Origin of the sequence: Peteryoungia wuzhouensis (assembly GCF_003205195.1) — a bacterium.
Taxonomy (GTDB): domain Bacteria; phylum Pseudomonadota; class Alphaproteobacteria; order Rhizobiales; family Rhizobiaceae; genus Allorhizobium; species Allorhizobium wuzhouense.
Window position 1 is genome coordinate 1 of the sequence record NZ_QJRY01000006.1, and the last position, 25,070, is coordinate 25,070.

Below are 25,070 nucleotides of genomic sequence, written 5' to 3' on the forward strand. Positions count from 1 at the left end.
ATGGAATCAGAATTCCGCACCCAAGGGAATCATCAACACGATTCCGCGTTCAATGGACGCGCTCTAGTTCGAGACCTGGGGAAGGGCCAGTTGCCAATGCGCCTGAATCGGGTCGTACGATCAAGTATCGTGCATCTTTTCTCTAGGTCCGTTTTCCCGCAAGATGCGGCGCGTTTAGAAAAAGCGGTGACGCAAATGGATTACAAGGGAAGCGTTCCAGGCCTGTTCCTGAATTTGGGATTCTTGTTTTGTTAAAAAGTATGATTTATGAAAGTCAATACTAAATTATATTATAAAAGAATAAAATTTACATTCTGCAGCGCGCAATTTTTATTAATTATTAGATGCATTTGATATAAATTATCGCATTTTTAATTAATAAATTGATAATATTACATAACTACCGCCTTTCCGATGGCCCCTGCAGTACATGGGGCGCTTCTGCGTGCGACGTAATGTAGGCGGCGTAGTTCGGCGGGGTGACGCATGGTGAACATAGGATATGCCCGTGTCTCAACGGAAGAGCAGAGTCTGGATCTGCAATTGGACGCTCTCAAGGCTGCTGGCTGCCAGCAGGTTTTCTCGGATCAGGGGATGTCTGGCAAGACGACGGAGCGCCCTGGCCTCACTCAGGCAATGGCGGCCGCCACAGCGGGGGGTAAATTGGTGGTTTGGAGGTTGGATCGCCTAGGGCGTTCTCTGCCTCACCTCATCAAGCTGATCGACGAACTGGGAGCCCGGGGCATACAGTTTCACTCGCTGATGGAGAATATTGATACCAGTTCGTCAAGTGGACGTTTGATCTTTCACATCATGGGTGCCCTGGCCGAGTTCGAGAGGAATCTCATCAGCGAGCGCACGAGAGCTGGTATGGCGGCCGCCCGTGTCCGAGGAGCACGGCTCGGAAGGCGGTCCGCCTTGTCGGCTCTTGATGTTTGCCAATTGAAAAACGCGCACAAGGCGGGCGCAGAACTGTCGACGCTGACCAATAAATTCGGCGTTACGGAGCGCACCCTTAGAAGGTATCTCAAGCATTCGATGTCGGTGATTGCCGTGCTCTCACTGATGCCGATCGACGGCCTCTGCGGCGGCAGCGCGGTAGCTATGCCGGAGGGGGCCAAGTCTGTTGGTTTTGACAGCGCCGCGATGTTGACGCGCGACAACCGCTGAGTGCAGACTGACACGTTCCGGTATGATCATTCGGCGGCTGTGCCGCCAATTGGCTAATCGCCGCTAAGCCTTGGCTTCAGAGGACCTCCCGGTATGAGATATCATCGGAAGCCAAGCCTACAGGGTCTGGAGGACCACTCTCAGCCCCGACGCGCACCGCGCCTACGCCGTGCTATCTGCCTTTCCAATCTTGGTTCCACAAATTCACGATATCGTTTTATGCCTGCTGCTTGCCACCTACCGAGATGGTCAAGGTCTGGATTGCATCGCGACGTTTCTCCACGCGATTTCGGATCATGCGACGTAGAGAGTGTGGCGCCAGTCCATGCGCTTTGGCCAAATCGAAGATCGTCGCTTCGCCAGATTCGAGGGCGTGCGCGGCACACAGCAGTTCTTCATCGCTGAGGATAGGCTTGCGTCCGACATGTCTACCCAAATTGCGAGCCGCAGCCATACCGGCACGTGTTCTCTCGCTGATCAGTGAGCGCTCAAACTCTGCAAGCGCGGCCATCATGTGGAAAATCAGCCTTCCCCCTGGAGAACTCGTGTCGATGTTTTCGCAGAGAGAGAGAAAATGGATGCCACGCCTCCCAAGCTCATCAACCAATCTCACGAGGTGCATTAAGGAGCGCCCCAGCCTGTCGAGGCGCCACACCATCAAGGTGTCGCCCGGCTTCAGTACTTTTGTAAGTGCATCCAGGCCAGGACGGTGGAAATCCTGCCCCGAAATACCATGATCCGAATAAATCTTTGTGCAGCCTCTCTGTTTGAGTGCCTGAATCTGTAGGTCCAGCTTCTGGTCTTCGGTCGAAACGCGAGCGTAGCCAATATTCATAATCAATTCCCATCTAATCCGGATTTCTCCAGGTTGGACCAAGTTTGGGCCGACGTATCATCTGCGTTGACAATAAGGGGTCCTTTTCGTCCGGGATTTTTTTCCGCATTTTAAATCAAAAAAATCCAAAATTTTCAGTGTAGATTCGAATCTGCCGTCCTTCGCAGTCTTGTTACGTGAAGGGACCCTTTAATGCACCGTTCATATTCATTATATTCGAATTTATGCACGAATATATTGGTGCGTAAAGGCGATTTTTCTAGAGTAAATGCGGATTTTTCCTCGTTTTTATTGAGTCTATATTCAAGATATTCTCCGATTTGGCTTCGGAAGAATAATCGATCCATCTCATCGAAATGCATCGTTCCGACCGCCGATTGGGCGCGGTCGAGCTTGATCAGCTCCCGGCGCGCGCCGGGTTTTCGTGAAGATCTGCGTGTTCGGGAGCGCTCGCCGACTGGGTGAGGCGGAGCGGCGAGCTTCTTTTCAAATCGATTTCGTGGAATTTTTAGGGGGACTGAACGTGGTTTCACATCATCAAAATCGCGCTTTGCTTTCATCGTTGAAGGGCGAGCGTTCGACGGCTTTCTCTGGCCTGTCAGGGCGCCGGCTTCGCTTGGCCGCAGGCGTATGCCTGTTCTCGCTGGCATTGGGGTCAAACTTCGGCCTGGGTGCGACTCGCGCTGCGGCCGATTGCTTGCAGCCCTGTGGGGGTGGCCAGGGTCCGTCCGACCTTTGGGTTGAGCAGGACACGAGGACGCTCTCGGACGAGGCTTTGGATGTCAGCACGTTGACTGTGGGCAGTTCCAGTCCCGCGACCCTCGTGATCAATGAATCCGCAGATCTGACGAGCGTGAATGCGACAATCGGCACGCCGGACAAGGGCGAGGCCAGTGTCGAGCTGAGTGGCGCCGGTTCGACGTGGTCCAACAGCTCTGAGCTGACGGTCGGCTCAAACGGCGGTAGCGGCAACATCACCGTCTCTGATGGTGCTTCGCTGAGCACGCGACGTCTTGCGCTGTCCACGGCGAGTTGGGAGCAGGGCGCGGGTGGCGATGGGACGCTGGAAGTGACGGGCGCAGGCACGGTCTGGACCAGCACCGGTGGCGTTGACATTGCCCGTACAGAAGGATCGCACGGCTCCCTGACAATCTCGGATGGTGCGACCGCATATATCCGCAATACGGGCATTTACACCGGTGCAGGTGCCGCGATCACCATTACGGGCGACCAGACCCATGTCGAGATCGGCAACCCGGAGGATACCGCGCAGGCGGCCTGGTTGAGCCCATCCGGAGGCTCGGTGACGGTGTCGGACGGTGCTTATCTCTACGCCAGTGGAATTTACATTGGTCCCGACGGATCGAACCTGACGACCATGACCGTAACGGGTCCGGACACCGTCGTTGAGACGAGGGAGCGGATCTATGTGGGCGGTCAAAATGGCTTTCGGGATGTCGATCCTATGAACGGCAATGGGGTTCTGGCGATCTCCAATGGTGCCAGTGTGACCTCGGCCTCAGTCGGTGCCGGCATGGATCCCAGATCTTTCGGGCTCATACAGGTCGCCGGCGAAGGCAGCCAGCTTTCCGCACAGGAAAATACCAGCCTGAATGCCATGGGAAACGTCTATGCCGGATATGCTGGTATGGGCATCATTGCGGTATCCGATGGTGCTGTTCTTGAAGCCGATAACGAAGTCCGCATTGGCTGGCTGGCTGGATCCAGTGGTGTGCTGGTCATCGGCGGGCTGTTGGATGCCGAAGCTGCCGGGACGGTGATTGCTGACAAGATTGTCTTCGGGGACGGTCATGGTGAACTCGCTTTCAACCATACGTCTTCGGACTACGAATTCGCTGCTGCCCTTTCAGGAGCAGGCATCCTGACGGCGCAGGCCGGAACCACGATCCTGACCGGAGATTCCTCCGACTTTACCGGAACTTTGAATGTCACGGGCGGTGTCCTTGACATGAAGGGCGCGAGCGGCGCGGCAGCCGTCGTGATGGACGGGGCGACCCTCAAAGGCGGCGGTACCGTAGGCTCCATCGATGCGCATGCAAATTCGGTTGTCGCGCCGGGCAACAGTGCTGGCACGTTGACCGTTACCGGTGACTACAGGCAGGCGGACGGCTCGATCTACCGTGCCGAACTGGTGCCTGGTAGCTCCACCATCCCGACGGTTGGCAGGAGCAATCGCGCCGCACCCGTTCCCAACCGCGCGAGCAATGACCTCATTGTCATCGGTGGGGAAGCCACCCTGGAATCCGGTGCCATTCTCGACGTGGTGAAGGATGGCAGCGATCGCTACAGGCTTGATGCACGCTACGAGATCCTGACGGCAGATGAGGGTGTCGCTGGTGCCTTCAAGGTTCAGGGAGATACGCGCGTATCGCAATTCTACGACTTGCTGGCCGACTATCAGCCTCGTTCTGTGTCGCTGATATCCACGCAAACATCGAGCTTTGACAGTGCCGCCCTGACGTTCAACCAGTTTGCGGTCGCCGAAACTCTGGAGGCCCTGGACTCCGCTGCCGAGATCCGCGGGGCTGTGGGCATCGTGCAGTCTGCTGAAGAAGCACGGCTGGCTTTTGATCAACTGTCGGGCGAGGTTCATGCTTCGGCAGGTGCCGTTCTCCTTGAGGATAGCCGTTTTCTGCGCGAGGCGATCCGTCGACAGGTGGCATCGGAGACGAACGGTGAAGGACCGGCGCTCTGGAGCCAGGGATATGGCAGCTGGGCCAATGTCGACAGCGACGGCAACGGGGCCGGTTTCGATCGCAATTCGGGTGGAGTCTTCTTTGGAGCCGAGGGCGACTTCACCGATGCGTTCCGTCTGGGCTTTGTGGGCGGGTATGGCAACACGTCTCTCAACCTTGCAGAGGGTCGGGGTTCAGTGTCCATCGACAGCTACAGCGTTGGTCTCTACGGCGCCGGCACGTGGGACAGGCTGAACCTCAGCATGGGCGTCGCGCAGAGCTGGCACCAATTGGGTTCCCAGCGCGGCGTGCGGTTCGACGAATTCCAGGACCAGCTTACGGCTGATTACAATGGTCGCACGGCGCAAGCCTTTGCGGAACTCGGATACCGGCTCGATTCCGGTCCGGTCGCATTCGAGCCCTTTGCCGGTCTCGCCTATGTCAACGCCGACACGGATGCTTTCGTGGAAGACGGCGGGATCGCCGCACTTCGTGGGGCAGGTGTGGATACTGACGCAACCTATTCCACTCTCGGCCTCCGGACGAGCGGTCATTTCGAGGTCGCTGGCGTGCCATTGGCTGCCACCGGTTCCATGGGATGGCGCCACAACTTCAGCGACACCAGCATAAGCTCGATCCAGGGTTTCGACATCGGCAACAGCTTCGCCGTTTCGTCCGCGTCTCTTGGCCGTGACGTCGGCTTCGTCGAGGCCGGTTTGACGGCAGATCTCGGGTCCAACGCACGCCTGAGCCTCGCCTATTCCGGGCAGTTCGGGAAGGAGGTCAACGAGAGTGGTGTGAAGGTGCGGTTTGACGTCAGTTACTGACCACGTGGGTTTCAGTCCGACTTCGTGCCCCTGAGCTTCTTCAGCCGTACCACACACCCCCAAGCTCTTGTGGTGTCCGGCCTGGAGGAGGAGAGGCCCGCGTTCGCCGCCATGAGCGAGGGCCTATGGGCTGGGACCGTCGTCCCGGCCCAACTCTACACACTGTGCCGCTCCTTCGAATTGTACCTGAAGCCGGCTGCTGGAAACCGAACATCGCCGGGCACTCTGCGAGCGTCTGCAAGGCCAGTCGAACTGCAACCGCAATGAGCGCCAGCCTCGCAGCAGGTGTGCTCGCAGCAATGATCGAACGATGTCCCATTCAACGCATTCACGGCGGAGCTTACCTATGAAGAGCCACCTACAATTCATGATCGTGATCGAGAATCTGGCCTGCATCGCGGCGGCCTATTCCGACGGTGTTGCCGGGCGTGTGTTGAGCGAAATCTGGCGACGTTTCGATGCGGCCTTGCCGGTCTCCGACTGGGACCGGCAGGAGGAGCCCTACGGGCTTTCGCTCCGCTTCGTCGGGCCTCGCTTCGATGAGGCGCGTCTTCAGGAACTTGAGGAAGTCGTACAATCGGCCGCGCTCACGCCGTTGACCGTCGGCAAAGTCAGGCTGGTGGTGGCGTTGGGGCTGTCTCAGAATGAAGGGGCCGCCACTGTCCGCTACATCAACCGCAATCTGAACATTGCCCAATACCGAGCGGACATGGCCGCGGCGGTTGTCGCTTACGCTGCCCTTCAGTCGGGCAAAGTCCGGTTTGCTGAACAGCCGATCGTCGCGACGGATGTGCCGGAGAAACTTCTCTATCGGGAGCGTCTGATCCGCCTTGCCGACGCCGCCGGTGGCGGCATTGCGCCCGGTGCGTTCCTGCCAGCGATCGAACGGCTCGGCTTGACCGGTGCTTTCGATCGCTGGGTGATCATGGACACCCTAGGAGAGCTGGAAATCAATCCGGACCTTCTGCTTGGCTGCAACGTGTCGGCCATGTCGTTGAATGCCGACGGCTGCTGGAATTCGTGCCTGCGAGGCCTGCGGGCAAAGCCAGATGTGGCAAGGCGTCTTGTCATTGAGGTGACGGAGACAGCCCTTCCTGCAGACATCGGCACAGCCACCGATCTGCTCTTTGCGTTCAAGGATGCCGGTTGCCGCATCGCGCTTGATGATTTCGGGTCTGGCTACAGCTCGATTGCGTTTGCCCGCGTCGTGCGTCCGGACATCATAAAGCTGGATGCGATTTTCGTGGGTGAGACATCGGAGACCATCTTCGGAAGCGAGATGCTCTCGAGCCTCATCACCATGTCGTCCTGCATGTCCAGCTTGGTCGTGGTCGAGGGCGTTGAAGATGCTCACTGCCTTGCCGTTGCCCAGCTTGCCGGCGCGCAGTGGCTGCAAGGCTATCATTTCGGCAGGCCGGAAATCCCGCAGGACCGTTCACCGGCTGCCACGCCGCCGGTTCGTCTGCCGAACACCGATCGTCCGCGCCGACGTCACGTCATCCGGCAGCCTCTGGCAGCAGAGGAGACCCTGCGTTGAATCTTCGCACGAGTTCATGGGTGCTGCTGGATGCCGGCGCTTCGGTCAGGATTGCTGGTTCTCTCGCCGATCTGGCGCAGGGGGCGGGCAAGGTAGAGCGCACCAGCCTTCTCGCCGCGTTCCAAGGCCTGGACCCGTTTTCTGCGCCTTTCGAACACCCGTTCAGGCATCTGACCGATTGCGCGCGGGCGGCGCGCGATCTGGCGTCCAGCCACGAATACCAGCTTTCCGACAGGCAAATGCAGGTCGTCATTTCCGTCTACGAGGCGGGACTTCTGAATGGCTACGACGCCGTCACGAACGAGGTTCCTCACCAGGAAGCCGAAGGCTTTTCCCCCACAGATGCCGCCTGCATCTACGCCGTGGCATGGCGGCACGGCGACGCAATTCGCCGACGCTGGCGAGCATACGGCCATCTGGTGAGCATCCTCATCGGAGACCGCCAGCCATGATGGGCAAGCTTTCCTTCTCGCCGTCTGTTCGCACGGCCACTCCAAAACTCTTCCTGCGTGCAATGCGCAGCGACCTGCTTCATCAGGGAGGCGTCGATGTATAAGCAAGCTGTGGGGTTCTGGGACGGACCTCGTCATATCGCCTTGCGGGTTCGCTACCAGCTGGTGGGCGGCCTCCTCTTCGCGATCGGCATTCCGCTGATCCTTCGCATGTTGTTCGTGCCGGAGGTTCTATCCAACGCCAATCACCAGATCACGGTAACGGCCGCAATTGTCGCGCATCTTGCGGGCTATCTGCTCTATCGCCGCCTCGGGACTTATCCCGGCTTTGCCTCCGCGGGCGCTATCCTTCCGACCTTTGCGCTGACCTATGGCACGGTCTTCGTCATCATCTTCTTCTTCCGCTTTGACTACAGCCGCTTCCAGGCGGCCGGCTCCTTCATCCTGTCGACCGTCTGGTATTTTGGCTGGAGCTTCCTTGTCAGCAAGCTGAAGCCGACACGCCTTGCCGTGGTCCCGGCGGGTGATATCAGCCAGGTCACATCGATCGGTGACGTGACCTGGCGTGTTCTCACCTCGCCAAACCAGCCGCCAGAGCGGATCCAGGGTGTGGTTGCCGACCTGCGTGCGGACATTTCCGCCCCGTGGGAGCGTTTCATCGCCGATTGCGCGCTCTCAGGAATCCCGGTCTATCATGTGAAGCAGATTGTCGAGTCCCTGACAGGCCGGGTCGCCATCGACCATCTCTCGGAAAACACGCTCGGCTCGCTCAATCCGAACCAGGCCTATCTCGCGATCAAACATGCCATCGACAGCGTCTCTGCGGCGATCGCACTGGTGCTCCTGCTGCCCTTCCTGCTGGTCGTGGCCCTGCTGATCAAGATGGACTCGCCCGGGCCTGCGCTCTTTTGCCAGGAGCGCCGCGGTTATCAGGGCAAGGTTTTCACGATCTACAAATTCCGCACGATGCGTGTGGCGCAGGACCACCAAAAGGACGACCGCGAGCGTGCCGTTACCGCCGACAGCGACCAGCGTATCACCCGGCTCGGCCGCTTTCTCAGGCGCACACGCATCGATGAGCTGCCGCAGTTGCTGAACATCCTTCGTGGCGAAATGAGCTGGGTGGGCCCACGGCCAGAGGCGCTGCCATTGTCCAGATGGTACGAAGAAAAGCTTCCATTTTATCGATACAGGCACATCGTTCGGCCCGGAATTACAGGTTGGGCTCAAGTAAATCAGGGGCATGTATCAGCGGTTGAGGATGTGAGGCAGAAGCTTCACTACGATTTTTACTATGTCAAGAACTTTTCTCCTTGGATGGACATCATTGTATACATCAAGACCGTAGCGATAATCATAAATGGATTCGGCGCAAAATAGAAAAATCAGGCCGATTCGCCTATTTATATTTTCGAAATTACGGCATTTGCTTGCAGGTCCGTCGAGGGCCGCAGCATGAAATGGAAAGGTATCAATCGATGAAGCTGCTCGTGACGGGAGGGCTGGGGTTCATAGGCTCCGCAGTGGTCCGGATGGCGGTCGAGACGGGCCACTCGGTGGTCAACATCGATGCCTTGACCTATGCGGGCCGGATCGAGAATGTCAGCACGGTTGCCGACAATTCGCTCTACGCTCTGGAGCGCGTCGATATTCAGGATCGCGCGGCTCTCGACCAGATCTTCTCGCGTTTCAATCCCGATGCCGTCATGCATCTGGCAGCAGAGTCCCATGTCGACCGATCGATCGACGGTCCGGACGATTTCATCCAGACGAATATTGTTGGGACCTTCTGCCTGCTGGAGGCTGCCCGCGCATATTGGTTGAACAGTGGCAAGCCAGAGAGCTTCCGGTTTCAGCATATCAGCACGGATGAAGTTTTCGGCTCCTTGCCGCGCGACCCCTCGGTCAAATTCACCGAGACGACCCCCTATAGTCCCCGCAGCCCCTATTCGGCTTCGAAGGCTGCTTCCGACCATTTGGTGCGTGCATGGCACGAGACCTATGGCATGCCGATCCTGTTGACCAACTGCTCGAACAACTATGGGCCGTATCATTTTCCGGAAAAGCTCATCCCCCTCGCCATTCTCAGGGCATTGGCGGGGAAGCCGATCCCGATCTATGGCGACGGCAGCAATGTCCGGGACTGGCTTTACGTCGAAGACCACGCGGAAGCCCTGATGACGGTGCTCGCGAAAGGGGCGGTCGGCTCAAGTTACAACATCGGCGGAGACAATGAGCTCACCAATCTCGAGCTCGTCCGGATGTTGTGCGCTATTCTCGATGGCGAGAAACCAAAGTCATCCGGCAGTTATGCCGACCAGATTGTCTTCGTTGCCGATCGACCGGGGCACGACGTCCGATATGCCATCGACGCCACACGGATCCGCACCGAGCTTTCGTGGCAGCCTTCGGTCACCATTGCAGAAGGGCTCCGCCGGACTGTGCGCTGGTACCTTGAAAATGAAGCCTGGTGGCGCCCGCTCATGGATCGCAAGGGCGCAACTGCGCGCATCGGGAGCCGCGCATGACCGACACGGCTCTTCATCCCGCTGAACGCGGACGTCTCTCAAGTTCTTATGCCACGCCGGAGGTTCGACATGTCGTCTCGTAAGGGGATCGTGCTTGCGGGTGGCTCGGGCACCAGGCTCTACCCGATCACGGTGGGGCTCTCGAAGCAATTGCTGCCGCTCTACGACAAGCCGATGATCTACTATCCGATTTCCATCCTGATGCTGAGCGGCATCCGCGAAATCGCGATCATCACCACCCCGCAGGACCGCCAGCAGTTCGAGAAGGCGCTGGGTGACGGCAGCCAATGGGGCATCGAGTTCACCTGGATCGAGCAACCGTCGCCGGATGGTCTCGCACAGGCCTATATCCTCGCGGAGGATTTCCTTGCCGGCGCACCTTCGGTGATGGTGCTGGGCGACAATGTCTTCTTCGGTCACGGTCTGCCTGTTCTTCTGGCGGAGGCAGCCTCTCAGACGACAGGTGCGACTGTCTTCGGCTACCGCGTGGCCGATCCGCAGCGCTATGGCATTGTCTCCTTCGACGAGTGCGGGCGGGTGTCGAGCATCGTCGAAAAGCCGCCCGTTCCGCTATCGGATTATGCCGTCACCGGCCTCTACTTCATGGATGGCACCGCTCCGGCCAAGGCACGCAGGGTCGTCCCGTCTGCGCGTGGCGAACTCGAGATTACGTCCCTGCTCGAGCAGTATCTCGAAGAAGGAACGCTCACCGTACAAAAGATGGGCCGCGGTTATGCGTGGTTCGACACCGGCACGCATTCCAGTCTGCTGGATGCCGGCAATTTTGTCCGCACGCTGCAGATGCGCCAGGGATTGCAGGTGGGATCCCCTGACGAAATCGCCTTTGACCAGGGCTGGATCGATCAGAACGCCCTCGTCTCGCGTGTGAACCTCTTCGGCAAGAACGACTATGGCCGCTATCTGGCGGGGCTGCTGAAATGATGATGTCGGCGGGTATCAGCAGCGGCAATTTTTCTGGGCCATCCGGCCGCGGCCTGTCTTCTGGACGGGCTGCGGGTGCTGTTGCGTTCGAATGCGCACTCCAGCTGGAGGTGCGTGTTTGACCAGTGCTTTTGCTGCCAAACAACCCGCCAACAGGGCGGAAGCAGTGGAAGGGGCGACACCCGCCTCGGCCCAGCCTTTGCCTGGAAACCAGGATGAGTCCCGCTCATTATTGGCGAATACGCTCATCATGTATGGGCGAACGCTTCTGACGATGTCCGTTTCCCTCTATTCGTCGCGCGTTGTTCTCGGTCAGCTCGGTGAAGTGGACTACGGGATCTATTTCGCGGTTGCCGGCGTCACCTTTGTCATCGCGTTCTTGAACTCGGCCCTGGCGGCCAGCACTCAGCGCCACCTGAGCGTCGAGCTGGCATTCCAGGATGCCGATCGGCTGCGCACTGTTTTCAGCGCCTCTCTCCAGATCCACGCCGCAATCGCCGTTGCTGTCTTGCTTGTTTGCGAAACGGTCGGCTTGTGGTTCCTGCACACGCATATGGTTGTCCCACCGGAGCGCATGCAGGCCGCGACATGGGCGTTCCACTGCGCAGCGTTCACCGTCGCTTTGACTGTGCTTCAGGTTCCGTACAATGCGTTGCTGGCCGCCACTGAACGGTTTTCGGCCTATGCGGCTTTCGATATCGCTCATGCACTCCTGCGTGTGCTGATCGCCCTGGCCCTTATCCTGGCCGTCGGTGACCGTCTCGAGCTTTTCTCATCTCTTATGTTGGGACTGGTCGTCGTCATATTCATGGCCAAGGTCGGATATTGCCGTTTGACCCTGGAAGCCAGTCGCTACAGGCCCTGTGCCGACTTCGGCCTTCTGCGTCGTTTGGCCAGTTTCGCCGGATGGAGCCTCGTCGAGGTCCTGTCCGTCGTTCTGAACATCCATGGTTTCGGATTGCTTCTGAACCTGCATTTCGGCCCGGTGGCCAATGCGTCGCAAGGCATTGCGGTTCAGCTTGCCAATGCTACCTCCACGCTGGCGTCAAATCTGCAGATCACGGCAAGTCCCCGCATCATGAAATCCTACTTTCAGCAGGATGCGTCGCAGTTCCACGATCTGGTTGCGAGAAATGCAAAGACAGCCTTCTTCCTGATGCTGGTTCTGGTTGTGCCCGTGGTGCTGGAGGCCGATGCGGTTCTCGGCGCCTGGCTTGGCGACGTGCCGGAATATTCGGTTGGAATGGTGCGGCTGCTCCTCGTGACAGGTCTCGTCAACAGCCTGTCCTACCCCCTGGTCACTGTCATCCAGGCTACGGGCAATATCCGCCGTTACCAGATCATCGTCGGCGGATTGATGTTGACGGCCGTGCCGGTTGGAGCACTTCTGCTTTCCTTCGAGGCCGGGCCACTTTCGCTGTTCTGGCTGCTGCTGCTGCTCTCCTCTCTTGCCCTGGCAGTTCGAATTCGTTTCGTCATGCAGTTGACGGGCCTTGCCCCCGGTTACTTCGCCCGACGGGTTTTGCAGCCGACTTCGATAGTCACTGCATTGTCCTTTGCGGCAGCCGCGATCCTCGCCGCGGCATTGCCGAACCTGCCACTCCCCGAGATTTCCAGGTTTTTGGCCGCGTGCATCGTGACCGCGACCGCGATCTATGTGCTCGGCTTCTCGGATGCGGAACGCAGGTGGCTTTTGGGGATGTTGAGCGACCGCCTCCTCAGGTTTCGGAGGGCATCGACGTGAGTCCTCTCATTCAGGGCGTTGCCGCACCAAAGCATCCCTCGACTTCGCAAAGCTTGTCGGTGTCGGTCGTGATGGCGACCTTCAACGGTGCTGACTATCTGCGGGAGCAGCTCAACAGTCTGTTTGGGCAGACGCGGCTTCCAAACGAACTGGTCGTCTACGACGACGGGTCGAGCGATGACACATGGTCTCTGCTGCAGGACTATGCCGCAAAGGCCCCCTTCGAGATGAAGGTGCTTGGCGGGCATCAAAACCGGGGTGTCAATGCGGCTTTCAGGTCTGCACTGATTGAGGCATCGGGCGACGTCATCTTCTTTTGCGACCAGGACGACATCTGGTTACCGACGAAGATCGAGGCCATGCTCGCAGCGCTCGACGCCACGCCTCTGGCTGGTTTTGTCTTCTGCGATGCAGTCCAGTTCGTCTCTCCTGATCGGTCCTTGCCAGAAACGCTCTGGACGCTTGCCCGCTTTACACCCGCGCGCCAAGCCCGTTTCCGGCAGAAGCCATTGGAAACCATGATCTCTGGCGGAAACGTCGTGTACGGCATGGCATCCGCCTTCCGGCGTGACGTGATTGAACCCTTCATGGGCATCGAGGCCGCAGGTTCGGTGATGACCCATGATACCTGGTTTGCTCTCTGCGCAACGGCAAGCGGTCGTCCGGGTCTCGCTCTCCCGCAGAAGCTTGTGGCCTATCGTCGTCATGCCCGGCAGACGAGCGTGCTGGCGGGACGGCGGCCTGAAAATCTTACCACTCGTTCCGAGGCTCAGCGGGTCCGGTTTGAGCAGGAGATCGAGGCTTTCAGGCTGGTGCGCCAGAGCGTCAGCCGGTTTTCACTTGCTACGGATCTCGACTTGACCACTTCTCTCGCCATCCTCGACCGCAAGATTGCGTTCCTGGAGGCCCGGGCCGCCTTGCGCCGGGAGAGAAGTGCAAAGAGAGCATTCAGCGAGCTCTTCAATCGCGACTACTGGCGGATGAGCCGTGGTGTCCTGAGTGTCCTTCGTGACTATAGGGGGATCTGGTGAACACGCATGTTTCATTCACTTCCTCCTCCGGTTCCTTCGGAGAGTTCCTGGAAGATCTGGCTGCTCTTGGCGTCGCGCCCGTGTCTGATGGCGGTCGGCCCTATGGGCTCCTGAAAGCGCGGACCAACGATCGCTGGTGGCTGATCCCGATCAGCGGCGGGCGGCCATCGGCGGCCGCAATGGCGATGTTCCAGCCTGTGTCTCTCGCAGCCACCATCATCAAAGCCGGGGTAACTACTGCGGCTCGACTGGGCGTTTCCAGCGGTTGGAGCGCGGGCCGTTTACGCTTTGGCGCCCTTCCGAATTTGCCGGGGAAGCGCCCCGCAGGGCTGGCGCATTGCGCATATTTTACCGGAACCGCCGGACCTCACCGGAAGACTGCGATCCAGCTGATGGCGGAGGATGGCGATATTCTCGGTTACGCCAAGGTCAGCCGCAGACCGCTGGTGAAGCCGTATCTGGCCCGCGAGGCGGAGATGTTGCGGCGCGTCGGTCGCCTTGCGCTGGCGACCGTCGACACGCCTGCGGTCCTGGCGTTCGATCCCGGCAGTGCGGTGCGGCCAAGCGTGCTTGTCACAGACAGCCGGAAAACCTTCGGCGCCAAAAGCAGCGTCCGTCCGGGTGGGGCCCATCTCCGCTTCCTGAGTGAGCTGGCGTCGCGAACGCGCAGCAATGGGGTTCATCGCGCGTTCGAGAGCGTGCGGGCTTTGGCGAACGAGATCCGGTTGCCTGCAGCCTGGACCAGACGTTTGCTGTCCGGCGCAGCGAGAGCGTCCCGCTTTGTCGATGGGCTTCCGGTCGCCCTGGCACACGGGGACTTCACGCCCTGGAACTGCATCATGCTGGAGCCTCGGCTCTATGTCTTCGATTGGGAATACGCAGCCGACGATTTGCCGCTTGGCTACGATCTCGTTCACTACCTGCTGGCAACACGCCATGGCGCCGATCCGGCAGACGTTATCTCGGACCTGAACCAGCGCGTTGGGGCGCTGTTTTCCGATCTGGATCTGGAGACTGTCCGGACCTGCGTGCTCGTTTCGCTGCTCCTTCATGCCGCCTTCTACCTGCAGCGGCAGCTCGACTACGCCGGAAGCATTGGTGGTTGGACAGATGGTGATCGGCGCGGTCGCCTGATCGATGCTTGCCTTCGTCAGTGGGGGGCACCAGCATGCTGAAGCTGGGCGTTGTCATCCTCACTTACAACAGTGACCGTGATCTGCCGGTATGCCTTGATGGGATACTGGCGCAGCAAGGCGTGGCTGTGGACGTCGTTGTCGTCGACAACGGATCTCATAGTGCCAGCCGCGCACGCATGCGCCAGGACGTTCGGGACGCGCTCCCGGATGTCTGGGAGCTTCGCGCCGGCGTCGATATTCCCTCTGGCTACCGGCACGGTGACGGGCTCTTCGTGTTGAACGACCGTAATGCCGGTTACTCCGCAGGCAACAATATCGGCGCGCGCCTTGCCGTGTCGCTCGGTTGCGAGGCTGTTCTCATCGTCAATCCGGACATCCGTATCGACGACCGCGACTACCTTTTGACACTGGCCAAGACCCTCTTTCGATCGGATCGGAATGCGGTTGCTGCCTCCGCCATCTGGAGCCTCGCTGGTGTCAACGAAAACCCCATGTTCGAGCCGGGCTTTGTCAGGGAAATTCTATCCCCGGTCTTCATGCTTCTCGCCGGCCTGTCGCGAAGACGCTTTGGCGGCAATCCGAAGCCGGGTCGACCGACGGGCAATGACAAGTTGAGCGGATGCTGCTTCCTGGTTCGCAGCACGTTCCTGGAGCGCATCGGCTATTTCGACGAGAACGTCTTCCTCTACTGCGAAGAGGCGATTCTTGCAGAGCAGGTTCGGCGGGCGGGTCTGAATTCCGTCTACACCGGAGAGATCTCGGCTGTTCACGCGCATCGTACCGCCGAGAAAGGCGATCCCGTGCGCCGCCTGTCCCTTTGGGCGCAAAGCCGCAGATATTATCACGCGCGGTATCGCGGTGCGGGCAAGGCATCCCTGGCGGCCTTGAACATCTCCTATCAGGTGATGCTCGCAATGACCCGTTTGCGCACCTGGGTACAGGGGGGCTTGCGATGAGCGAAGTCTTCTCCCCGCGTTCTGGCAGGCAGCTGGCCATGCCCGCTTGGGCTGGTGCACGCCCGATGCGGGCCACGCCGCATTGGTTGGTCGCAAGGGTTCTGCTCGTCTCCTTCGGCACGGCCATCTCATTGTTCGTTCTAGGAGATCAGCGCAACGTCTTGGTCATTCTCGTAGCGGCTCTCGCTCTGCCGACCATCATCGTTTTGCGGTTGCCGCTGGAGCGCGATTTCGGCTCGTCTGCGGCGGCGATTGCATACCTAATCGTTGTCGAACTCGCTCATGGCGGCACCACCAATGTCACCAGCCTCGGATATACCGGGATGTTCGCGCTCTCATACATCGCCTTTGCCGGGACGCTTGAGAGCGGCTTCGTCAATCGCGAACGATTGATCGAACTTCTGCGCCAGCTGGTCTTCGCCTTCGCTGCCGTTTCCGTGGTGCAGATGCTTTGCTCGTTGGCCGGCCTGCCGATCCTGAACGGCATGTTGTCCAAGGGCGCGTGGAGCTACAACTCTCTTGCCGTGGAGCCATCCCATGCGGCGCGCGCGCTGTCTTCCACCATGCTTTCCTATCTCATCCTCGCGCGGCGTGGTGCTCCGCCCCTGAGCTTCAGCGAACTTTGGCAGCGTGAGACATGGGTTGTGGTCGCCTTTTCCGTGAGTCAGGCGCTGACAGGCAGCTCGCTTGCGGTCGCGCTTCTGCCTCTGACCATCGTCCTTGCGCTGAGACTGCGGTGGATCGTCGGATGTGCCCTGCTGTTGATCATGACCTGGCCCATCCTCCAATCCGTTGAGCTGGAATCCGTCCATCGTCTCGTCGGCTTCCTCACGGCCTTGCCGACGATGGACATCATGGCGCTGGTCCAGGCGGACCAGAGCGGCGCAGTGCGCGTTATGCCATTGATCCTCTTCCTGCAGTCGGCAAGTCTGGATGACCCGTCCGTCTGGTTCGGAGGCGGATACCAGATCGTCACCCAGTATGTTCAAGGACGTCTGGTGGGGGTGGGCGAAGATGCGGCCATGGCCGGTTTCATCCCAGGCTATATTATGATTGCCGGCATCATCGGTACGACCCTGTTTCTCCGCGCCTATCTTCTTCGCTTCACCAATCTTCAGACACTGCCTCTGATCCTCCTCTGGGGACCGGTTCTCGGCAACTCCGCATGGAACAGCCAGATCTTCTGGTACAGCCTGCTTCTGCTACGGGCCGTTCATCACTTCGCCAAGGCATCCCCGACAGACAGCTTTGCTTTTGTCCGAGGAGGCCCCCGATGAAGGTCCTCATCTCAGCCTATGCCTGTGAAACCGGTCGCGGCAGCGAAGGGGAAATCGCGTGGAGGCTCGTTCTTGAGCTTGCCAAGCGCCATGAAATTTCGGTGATCACCCGCGCCAATCTGCGCACCATCCACGAAGAGGCCTTCCGACGCGATGGTCGGCCGCCCAACCTTGAGTTCATCTATTTTGATCTCCCCTGGATCTTCCGTTTCTACAAGAAGGGCAGGCGGTTCTTCCTGCTCTACTACTACCTGTGGCAGGTCGGATCGGGTTTGCTTGCCAGGCGTTTGCAGAGGGCAACAGCATATGATCTCTGCCATCACCTGACGGGCGGCATGGACTGGATGCCGGCAGGGCTGGCGCTTGCTCAAGGCCCTCTCCTGTGGGGTCCGGTCGGAAGCGAGGACACCCATCCTGTCCTTCGCCGAAGGCTATCGGCGACATCCCGACTTAAGGATCGGCTGCGGGTGATTGCTCGCTATGCGATGCGGTATCTGGATCCTCTGGTGTTGATATCAGGGCGGAGAGCCGACCGGATACTGTCGCACACGCCGGAAACCATGCCGCGACACCTGGCGGGCAAAATGCTGCCTTTCACCCAGACCGGGATCGAGGAAACACCGTCCATGGTGCAGCCGAAGGCCGATCTGTCGCGGGGAGGGGAACTGCGCCTTCTGTTCGCCGGTGAATTCAAAGACTGGAAAGGTGCACTCCTAGCGCTTCAGGCAGCCCTGCGGTTTTTCGAAAACGACCCTTCCGCTCGATTGACGATGGTGGGTGATGGCCCATTGCGCTCCGAAATCGCCCGGATGGTTGCGGCGCATCTCCATGGCGATCGGGTGGTGATTACGGGCCGTCTGGACATGGCGGGATTGGTTGAGGCGCTCAATCGTAGCGACGTGTTCCTCTATCCCTCGTTCCATCACGGACTGTCGACTGTCGTGCTGCAGGCCATGTTGACGGGTCTGCCGGTCGTTTGCCTGGAGGGTGACGCCACCGGCCGCACGGTCAAGCAGGAGGCCGGCATCACGGTGGCTCTCCGACATGATCGGGATCCGGTTGCCGACTTTGCCGCTGCCATTCGGCGGCTCGCCCTTGATGAAACCTACAGACAGTCACTGGCTCGATCGGCACAGACGATCGCCCGGAAGCGCCACGCTTATGCTGCGCTCGCATCGTCCATGGACCAAATATACCAAGATACCGGGAGCCGCTCTTGACCGATTTTTTGAATAGAAAACAGGCGCTGGAGGTGACGATAGTTGTATGTTGCTACAACGCGGAACGCACCATCACCAGAACCTTGGAGTCGCTACGCCAGCAAACTTATCCAGTTCAAGAAATCCTCGTCATCGACGACGCTTCGAGTGATCGTTCGTACGAACTCGTGCGAGACTACGCGGCCACATTCAGAAGTGTGCGGGTGTTGCGGAATTCGCGAAATAGAGGACCCGCATTCTGCCGGCAGCTGGGTTTGGAAGAGGCCCAAAGTGAGTGCATTCTGTTTTTTGATGCCGATGATATTGCCAAGCCAAGGCTGTTGGAGAGGCAGGCAAGAATACTCGAATCGGATCCGTCGTTGTTGGGGGTGGGCTGCTATGCACACTACTTCGAATCTGAGGCAGATGTACCAAAGAGCTTGGGGCTATTGAAGGTTGGGCCCACCAATCGCGCGGCCGCCCTCAAACAATTCCAGCAAAACAAACTCGTATTCATGACGGTGGTGACGCTTATCTGGCGTCGTGACGCATTAGCCGTTGGAGGATACCGGCAGGACCTGCTGCCGAATTCCAAGGGTCTCCGCTACGAGGACTATGCCGAGGACCTCGACCTGTGGTGCCGTATGGCCGACCTCGGCGCGAGCGGTCGACATTTCATTGCGATCCCGGAACCACTTTTCTTCTACCGCAAGCCTACAGGCTCACTGTCGACGCGCAATGTGGCGGTCATGCAGCTCAAGATGCGCTGGATCAAGGACTGCATGATCCGCCGACGCAAGGGGCTCGGCGAGCGTCGACTTGCAGAGTTCCTCGCATCGCGAACGCTTTTTCAGCGGTTGGCAGATCGGCGTTCGGATCTCGCTGCGGCTTTCTACAAGCGGGCCGGCTTCGCCTATGCGAGCCGCCGCTACCTCAGGATGGGCGTCTTCCTCGGCCTCGTCGCGGTCACCTCGCCGAAGCTCATCCTGCAGAAACTCAAGACACAGTCGGTGCAGTCATGACGTCGATCCCGTTACCCGTACGCGTGCCGACGCCCCAGACCGATTTGCTCATGCGGCTGTTTTTCGATCTCACCGTCGCCGGCATCGACTATGCGGTCATGCGAAACCACGAGCAGCTTCCGGAGGAGGTCGGTGCGCGGGACCTCGATATCGTCGTCAGTCCGAAGGACCTTGATCAGGCGGTTCGTGTCGTCGCGCGTCTTGGGCGAGACTTCGGCTATCTCTTTGCCAATTCCTATGCCGATGAGCGGTTGACGCAGCTTGCGCTGGTGAAACGGATACCAAGCGGGATCGTCGGCCTGCAGATCGACTTCTTTACCTGCAGCCAAGTCTATGGCGTCGAGCTTCTTTCCGCTGAAGAGATGCTGCAGAACTTGCGTTGGCACAACGGCATCCCTGTCGTCTCCGAGCGGGTGATGCTGCTAGACAAATGGCTGTTCCACCTTGCGGTCGGCAAGCCGCTGCATCCCAAATACGATACGGCGTTTGCGGCTATCGTCAGCCGCAATTGGTCTGCTCTCCTGGATAGGCTCACCCCCCTCGTCGGTTATGGCGAGGCACGCCGGCAGTTGGATACTATCCGGTCAGGGCATGCCTCTTCCATTGCCGTGCTGCCGCCTCGTCAGCGGCGTCGGATGGTGTTCAGAGCCTGGAAGGCGCAACGCGCGGGTGCGCATCTTCTGTTACCACGGTTTACGCTGCATCGTTTGCTGAACCGCGCAAGACCACATGGTTTCTGGCTTTCGATCAGCGGTCCCGATGGTGCGGGCAAAACGACGGTGATCGAACTTGTTCTCGCCGAACTGGCTCTGGTCTTTGGTGGAGATGCGCTGGCCCACAGGGGGCATTTCAGGCCGTCCGTTCTGCCGCGTATTGCTGAACTGGCCAAGGCAACCGGTGCGGTGCAGGCGGTGGATGCCGACTACGCGCGGCCGCATCGCAGCCCTGCCTCCGGTTTCCTCGGGTCTCTGGTCAGGCTTTCTTACTATGTCGCTGATTATGTCCATGGCTATTTCCGCCGCGTCCGGCCAGCGCTTATTGACCGTCGGATCGTCCTGTTCGATCGCTATTATCACGATGTGATTGCCGATCCCGGTCGCAGCCGTATCCGGCTGCCCAAGTGGCTGCTCCGCGCGTTCGCCCGTGTCATCCCACTGCCGACCTACAGCTTCTTCATCAGCGTAAGGCCCGAGGTTGCGCATGCGCGCAAGCAAGAGCTGACGCTCGGCCATATCAACCAACTCAACCTGGCCTATGGTGATCTGGTTCGACGCGGCGCCATGACGGAGGTGCCGAACAACGGGCTTGCCGAAGAAGCCGCCGCCGCGATTGTCGACCATATTTTCGCTGACCGCGACAGGGTCGCGAGATCGAAGTTGCGGGTGGCGGTGCGATGATCGTCTTTTGCCACCTGCTCAACGACAATTCCGGCAGCCCGCGCGTGTTGCTCAGCGCCATCGAAGCGTTGGCGCCTTCGAACGAGGGGAGCCTGCTTTATGTCGGCTCCGCCGGCAGTGGTCTGCTGGACAACGCCAACGTCACGATGCGACGCTATGGGTATCGTCGCAGCCGCTTCCGTCTTTTGACGCTGGCGTCGCTGATCGGCAGCCAGTTTCGCCTCTTTCGCATGCTCGGCACATCCAGGGACATTGCTCCGGATGCGATCATCTATGTGAACACGCTCTTGCCTGTCGGTGCGGCGTTCTGGGCATGGGCGAAGAAGCGACGTCTGGTCTGGCACCTGCACGAAGTGTCGCTGTCGCCAGCCCCGCTGCGGTGGCTCTTGAAAGCTGCGGCCACGCGCTTTGCGGATCTCCTGATCTACGTGTCGGAAGATCATCGCAACCGGCTGCCGACGCATCCCCACCGATCGGTCGTAATCCCGAACCCGGTGTCGCCTTCGCTTCAGTCCAAGGGGCGTGACACGCCGTTCTGGCCTCGCCGAAGCGGCCTGTTTCGCGTTCTGATGCTTGCGTCGCCGCGTGACTTCAAGGGCGTTCCCGAATTCATCAATCTCGCCGGCACGCTGCTCTGGCGGGACGATATCGCGTTTGATCTCGTCTTGAATGCAAAGGGCGACGAGATCGCACAGTACCTGAAGAACATTCAGATTCCGTCCAACCTGCGGATCTATCCGAAGGTGAATAATCCCGCGCGCTTCTATGCGTTTGCCGATCTCGTCGTGAACCTGTCTCGGGTGGACCTCTGTGTTGAAACCTTCGGGCTTACCATCACCGAGGCTTTCTCCTTTGGGATTCCGGTGATTGCACCGCCGGTCGGCGGGCCGACCGAGATCGTCAGTGATGGCGAGGACGGGTTTCTGATCGATTCACGGCAACTGGCTGATCTCACGGAGTGTGTCTGCCGCCTCGCCAGTGACCCGACATTGTGCCTGCAGCTGTCGTCAGCGGCCCGTCGGAAAGCTGATCGCTACAGCCAGGCCAATTTTGCGGTTCTGCTGAAGGATCACCTCAGTCGCCTCCAGAACAGGGAGATCCGCGCATGAAGGCGGCAATCCTCGGCACGGTGGGCGTGCCCGGTCGCTACGGCGGCTTCGAAACGCTTGCGGAAAACCTTGTACGCCAACATCAGGCACGCGGTTCGGGGACGGATCTTGCCGTCTACTGCAGCGCCCCGGCCTATGATGTGCAGCCATCGAACTATCTTGGTGCCAGCCTCTATTATTCGCGCTGGAAGGCGAACGGTCTTCAGAGCGTGCTCTACGATGCGACCACGCTTCTTCAGTGCGTCTGGCGCGGCTGTGATGTCGTGTTGCTTCTCGGCGTTTCGGGAGCCTCGATCCTGCCTGTGATCAGGCTCGTTTCGCGCATGCGGATCGTCACCAATGTCGATGGGATAGAGTGGCGAAGGGACAAGTGGAAAGGCCTTGCCCGCCACTTCCTGCGCTTCTCCGAATGGATGGCTGTCCGCTTCTCGCATGAGGTCGTCGCAGACAATCAGGGTATCGCGGACTACCTGAGTGATACCTATGGCATCAGCCCGAAGGTTATCGCTTATGGCGGCGATCACGCCGTCAACCTGCCGTCTGATGCATGCTCTGCCGTGCGTTCCCTCCCTTGTTCGCTTGGCTACGCTCTGGCGCTCTGCCGCATCGAGCCGGAAAACAACATCGACATGATCCTGGAGGCCTTCGCCTCCAGTCAGCGCGATCTCGTCTTTGTCGGTAACTGGGACAGCAGCGATTACGGACGCCGGCTGCGGAGCAAATATGCTGCTTGTGCCAATCTGCATCTCCTCGATCCGATCTACGATCCGGATGAGCTCTATCGCATCCGGATCGATGCGAGCTTTTACGTACACGGCCATTCGGCCGGGGGCACAAATCCCTCGCTGGTCGAAATGATGCATTTCGGACTGCCGGTGGTCGCTTTCGACTGTGTCTACAACAGGCACACGACCGAAGGCCGGGCAGACTATTTCCGTTCCTCTCTCGATCTCAGCGCCCTTATCGCGTGCGAAATACGTGCCGATGCCGGGGCGTGGATGAAGGAAATTGCCGACAGAAAATATCGCTGGAGCATCGTGGCGGATCAGTACTTCGAGATGCTTTCTGCCGATTGGCAGACGAGCGAGACCCTTTCGACAGCCAATCAAGGAAAACAACAATGAATGGTCATTTCAAGACATCCGCAGCGTTCTGCTTGATAGCGATCACCTCCTTGGGACTGGACGCGCCGCCTGAGGCGGTTCCACCTTCCATTTGTGGTTGCCGCGCGCCGCTGGCATCGACAGCGATTCTTCGGGAAGTTACGGGCAAGGTCTTTGTTTCCCAGGCCGAAGGCATGCGGCCGGCGCGGGCAGACATGGAAGTCTCTTTGCCGGGACGCCTGCTCACCGGACCGTCGTCGGCGACGATCCTCAAGATCGGCGACACCTGCACGCTCTCGGTATCGGAGAAGCAACTGATCCGTATCGAGGACGAGCATGGGTCTTGGTGTGTCCGCGCTGAAGCTGCCCGCGCAGCCGGACCGACGCAACCGGCTCCACAGTCACCGGTGCCCATCAGCGTCCTCAGTGTTCTGGCCGGCGGCAAAGTGATGATTTCGATCGCCCGGAAAGACGAGCGGGTCAGCCGTTGATAGCCGCGCGCTCCGGCATGTGTTCAGCGCAGGTGGCAAGTTCCAGCAAGGACGAGTCAAAGCATGATTGACCTCCACTCGCATATCCTCTTCGGCCTCGATGATGGCGCAAGCGAGCTCGACATCTCCATCGAGATGGCCCGTATCGCTGTGGCGGACGGCATCACCCACATGGCCTGCACGCCGCATGTCCAAGAGGGTGTCTATCCGAATGATTGGGCGACCATCCGTCCGGTGCTTGAGGTCCTGCAACAGGCGCTGCGTGAACTGCGTATCCCGCTCACGCTGTTTTGTGGAGCTGAAGCCCATCTCGCCTGGGATTTGCCCGAGAGACTTCTCCGGGGCGATATCCCGACACTCAATGACTCGCGTTATTTCCTGCTTGAGCTTCCGCATCTCGTGGTTCCGCCGAGATTGCAGGATTTCGTTCTACGCCTGAAGGACGCCGGCTTCATTCCCGTCATCACCCACCCGGAAAGGCTCAGCTGGGCGGAGCGGCGCCCGGAGCTTCTCGTCAAGATCGCGGAGCTTGGTTGCCCGCTGCAACTGACGGCGGACTCGCTTCTGGGGCGGTTCGGCATGACCGCGCAGGCGCAGGCTGCGAGCTTTGTCGATGCCGGCCTCCTCGTCTTCGTGGCAAGCGATGCCCATAGCCCACGCGCCCGTGCCCCGCGCATGTCAGCCGCCATGAAACTGGTTGCCAGCCGATGGGGGGAGGAGACAGCACAGCGCATGTTCATCGAGATCCCCCAGATCATTCTTTCAGACGGAATGCTTCCGGATGCTGCGCGTCAGCACCTCCTTCCACGCCGACCCATGACCTCCGGGAGCGGCGTCGGTCGGCTCCTCACGCTTTTGCGGGCAGGGCTCTAAGATGCTGACGATTTCCCGCCTCCTTCTCGCAACATTCCTGTCGGCCGGTTTGCTCGCGCTTGCATCGTGCGGCAGTTCAGGTTCACCCATGGCCACATCACCGGGGCAGGCTGAAACAGCGTCCGGTGATCTGCAACTCGTTCGGGCACTGCCCGCGCCGGTCAACACGGCCGGCGGCATGGATCAGCCTCTTCTTCCGGGCGACGTGCTCACCATCGACGTCTTTCAAGCGGAACAGCTCAGTCGAACCGTACAGATCGATTCCCGCGGCGCCTTGTCTCTGCCTTTGGTCGGCCCGGTGAATGCGGCGGGCAAGGGCATTCGTGCGCTCGAACTGGAACTCGAGCAGCTGTATGGCGCGCGGTACCTGCAGTACCCCGAGGTGTCGATCTTCCTGAAGGAGTCGTCGGGCCAACGGGTCACGGTCGATGGCGAGGTGGCGAAGGCGGGGTTGTATCCCGTTTCACCCGGCACGACGCTTCTCGACGCGATCGCTCTCGCGGGTGGTTTGAGAGAACTTGCCGATCAGCGGAAGGTCTACGTGTACCGCGCATTTGGCGAGCGCAAGCTGGTCGCCAATTACGATGTCGGAACAATTCGCGACGGGCATGCGGAGAACCCGCGCATCTATGGCGGCGACGTCGTGGTCGTCTTCAGGTCGCAGAGCTTGGTTGCAATCAACAGCCTCAAAGAAGCGCTCGGCCTCTCGGCCCGGGTCGCAACGGGAATTGCTGCAATTCCCTGA

22 protein-coding genes are annotated in these 25,070 nt (G+C 59.5%); 21 read left to right on the forward strand and 1 reads right to left on the reverse strand.

Going from position 1 to position 25,070, the window contains the following annotated elements; genetic code table 11:
* On the forward strand, window positions 1-255 hold a 255-nt coding region (locus DMY87_RS24350; RefSeq protein ID WP_110792626.1), incomplete at its 5' end, for a hypothetical protein.
* A gap of 231 nt (window positions 256-486) precedes the next feature.
* The gene (locus DMY87_RS15845) at window positions 487-1,170 is read left to right on the forward strand and encodes a recombinase family protein (RefSeq protein WP_342588660.1); all 684 of its coding nucleotides are present in this window, start codon (window positions 487-489) and stop codon (window positions 1,168-1,170) included.
* Between the two features lie 217 nt (window positions 1,171-1,387).
* Here DMY87_RS15845 and DMY87_RS15850 read toward each other — a convergent pair whose 3' ends face one another.
* Window positions 1,388-2,005, reverse strand: a complete 618-nt coding sequence (locus DMY87_RS15850) for a recombinase family protein (RefSeq protein WP_110792627.1) — start codon at window positions 2,003-2,005, stop codon at window positions 1,388-1,390.
* Between the two features lie 424 nt (window positions 2,006-2,429).
* Between DMY87_RS15850 and DMY87_RS15855 the strand changes: the two genes are divergently transcribed.
* From DMY87_RS15855 to DMY87_RS15940, 19 genes are all read left to right on the forward strand, one after another.
* Window positions 2,430-5,528, forward strand: coding sequence for an autotransporter family protein (locus DMY87_RS15855; protein ID WP_110792628.1), 3,099 nt, complete (start codon window positions 2,430-2,432; stop codon window positions 5,526-5,528).
* Between the two features lie 346 nt (window positions 5,529-5,874).
* Complete coding sequence (locus DMY87_RS15860; protein ID WP_165826264.1) at window positions 5,875-7,065, forward strand: EAL domain-containing protein; 1,191 nt, start codon at window positions 5,875-5,877, stop codon at window positions 7,063-7,065.
* Entirely contained in the window at window positions 7,062-7,517 is a 456-nt protein-coding gene (locus DMY87_RS15865) for a hypothetical protein (protein ID WP_110792630.1), read from the forward strand. Before DMY87_RS15860 ends, DMY87_RS15865 begins: the two co-directional genes overlap by 4 nt.
* Window positions 7,518-7,613: 96 nt before the next feature.
* A complete protein-coding gene (locus DMY87_RS15870) occupies window positions 7,614-8,897 on the forward strand; it encodes an exopolysaccharide biosynthesis polyprenyl glycosylphosphotransferase (protein ID WP_110792631.1) in 1,284 nt (427 codons plus the stop codon).
* Window positions 8,898-8,995: 98 nt separating this feature from the next.
* Entirely contained in the window at window positions 8,996-10,045 is a 1,050-nt protein-coding gene (rfbB, locus tag DMY87_RS15875; RefSeq protein ID WP_110792632.1) for a dTDP-glucose 4,6-dehydratase, read from the forward strand.
* Window positions 10,046-10,114: 69 nt separating this feature from the next.
* On the forward strand, window positions 10,115-10,987 hold the full coding sequence (rfbA, locus tag DMY87_RS15880) for a glucose-1-phosphate thymidylyltransferase RfbA (RefSeq protein ID WP_110792633.1): 873 nt from the start codon (window positions 10,115-10,117) through the stop codon (window positions 10,985-10,987).
* Window positions 10,988-11,219: 232 nt separating this feature from the next.
* Complete coding sequence (locus DMY87_RS24190) at window positions 11,220-12,731, forward strand: lipopolysaccharide biosynthesis protein (protein WP_165826265.1); 1,512 nt, start codon at window positions 11,220-11,222, stop codon at window positions 12,729-12,731.
* Window positions 12,728-13,762, forward strand: coding sequence for a glycosyltransferase (locus tag DMY87_RS24195; RefSeq protein WP_165826266.1), 1,035 nt, complete (start codon window positions 12,728-12,730; stop codon window positions 13,760-13,762). The genes DMY87_RS24190 and DMY87_RS24195 overlap by 4 nt, the downstream gene beginning before the upstream one ends.
* Window positions 13,759-14,937, forward strand: coding sequence for a phosphotransferase family protein (locus tag DMY87_RS15890; protein ID WP_110792634.1), 1,179 nt, complete (start codon window positions 13,759-13,761; stop codon window positions 14,935-14,937). Before DMY87_RS24195 ends, DMY87_RS15890 begins: the two co-directional genes overlap by 4 nt.
* Window positions 14,931-15,854, forward strand: coding sequence for a glycosyltransferase family 2 protein (locus DMY87_RS15895; RefSeq protein ID WP_110792635.1), 924 nt, complete (start codon window positions 14,931-14,933; stop codon window positions 15,852-15,854). Before DMY87_RS15890 ends, DMY87_RS15895 begins: the two co-directional genes overlap by 7 nt.
* Window positions 15,851-17,131 (forward strand): hypothetical protein, encoded by a 1,281-nt coding sequence (locus tag DMY87_RS15900; RefSeq protein ID WP_110792636.1) that lies wholly within the window; start codon window positions 15,851-15,853, stop codon window positions 17,129-17,131. The genes DMY87_RS15895 and DMY87_RS15900 overlap by 4 nt, the downstream gene beginning before the upstream one ends.
* Window positions 17,128-18,351 carry a glycosyltransferase family 4 protein gene (locus DMY87_RS15905; RefSeq protein ID WP_165826268.1) on the forward strand — a complete coding sequence of 408 codons (1,224 nt, stop codon included), beginning with the start codon at window positions 17,128-17,130 and terminating at the stop codon, window positions 18,349-18,351. The genes DMY87_RS15900 and DMY87_RS15905 overlap by 4 nt, the downstream gene beginning before the upstream one ends.
* The gene (locus DMY87_RS15910; protein WP_165826270.1) at window positions 18,348-19,352 is read left to right on the forward strand and encodes a glycosyltransferase family 2 protein; all 1,005 of its coding nucleotides are present in this window, start codon (window positions 18,348-18,350) and stop codon (window positions 19,350-19,352) included. Before DMY87_RS15905 ends, DMY87_RS15910 begins: the two co-directional genes overlap by 4 nt.
* Before the next feature lie 50 nt (window positions 19,353-19,402).
* Window positions 19,403-20,749 carry a nucleoside/nucleotide kinase family protein gene (locus tag DMY87_RS15915; RefSeq protein ID WP_133253027.1) on the forward strand — a complete coding sequence of 449 codons (1,347 nt, stop codon included), beginning with the start codon at window positions 19,403-19,405 and terminating at the stop codon, window positions 20,747-20,749.
* Entirely contained in the window at window positions 20,746-21,858 is a 1,113-nt protein-coding gene (locus tag DMY87_RS15920; protein WP_110792640.1) for a glycosyltransferase family 4 protein, read from the forward strand. Before DMY87_RS15915 ends, DMY87_RS15920 begins: the two co-directional genes overlap by 4 nt.
* Window positions 21,855-22,982, forward strand: coding sequence for a DUF1972 domain-containing protein (locus tag DMY87_RS15925; RefSeq protein ID WP_110792641.1), 1,128 nt, complete (start codon window positions 21,855-21,857; stop codon window positions 22,980-22,982). The genes DMY87_RS15920 and DMY87_RS15925 overlap by 4 nt, the downstream gene beginning before the upstream one ends.
* Window positions 22,979-23,452 carry a FecR family protein gene (locus tag DMY87_RS15930; protein WP_110792642.1) on the forward strand — a complete coding sequence of 158 codons (474 nt, stop codon included), beginning with the start codon at window positions 22,979-22,981 and terminating at the stop codon, window positions 23,450-23,452. Before DMY87_RS15925 ends, DMY87_RS15930 begins: the two co-directional genes overlap by 4 nt.
* A 63-nt stretch (window positions 23,453-23,515) precedes the next feature.
* The gene (locus tag DMY87_RS15935) at window positions 23,516-24,325 is read left to right on the forward strand and encodes a tyrosine-protein phosphatase (protein ID WP_110792643.1); all 810 of its coding nucleotides are present in this window, start codon (window positions 23,516-23,518) and stop codon (window positions 24,323-24,325) included.
* A 1-nt stretch (window position 24,326) separates the two neighbouring features.
* Window positions 24,327-25,070, forward strand: a complete 744-nt coding sequence (locus tag DMY87_RS15940) for a polysaccharide biosynthesis/export family protein (protein WP_110792644.1) — start codon at window positions 24,327-24,329, stop codon at window positions 25,068-25,070.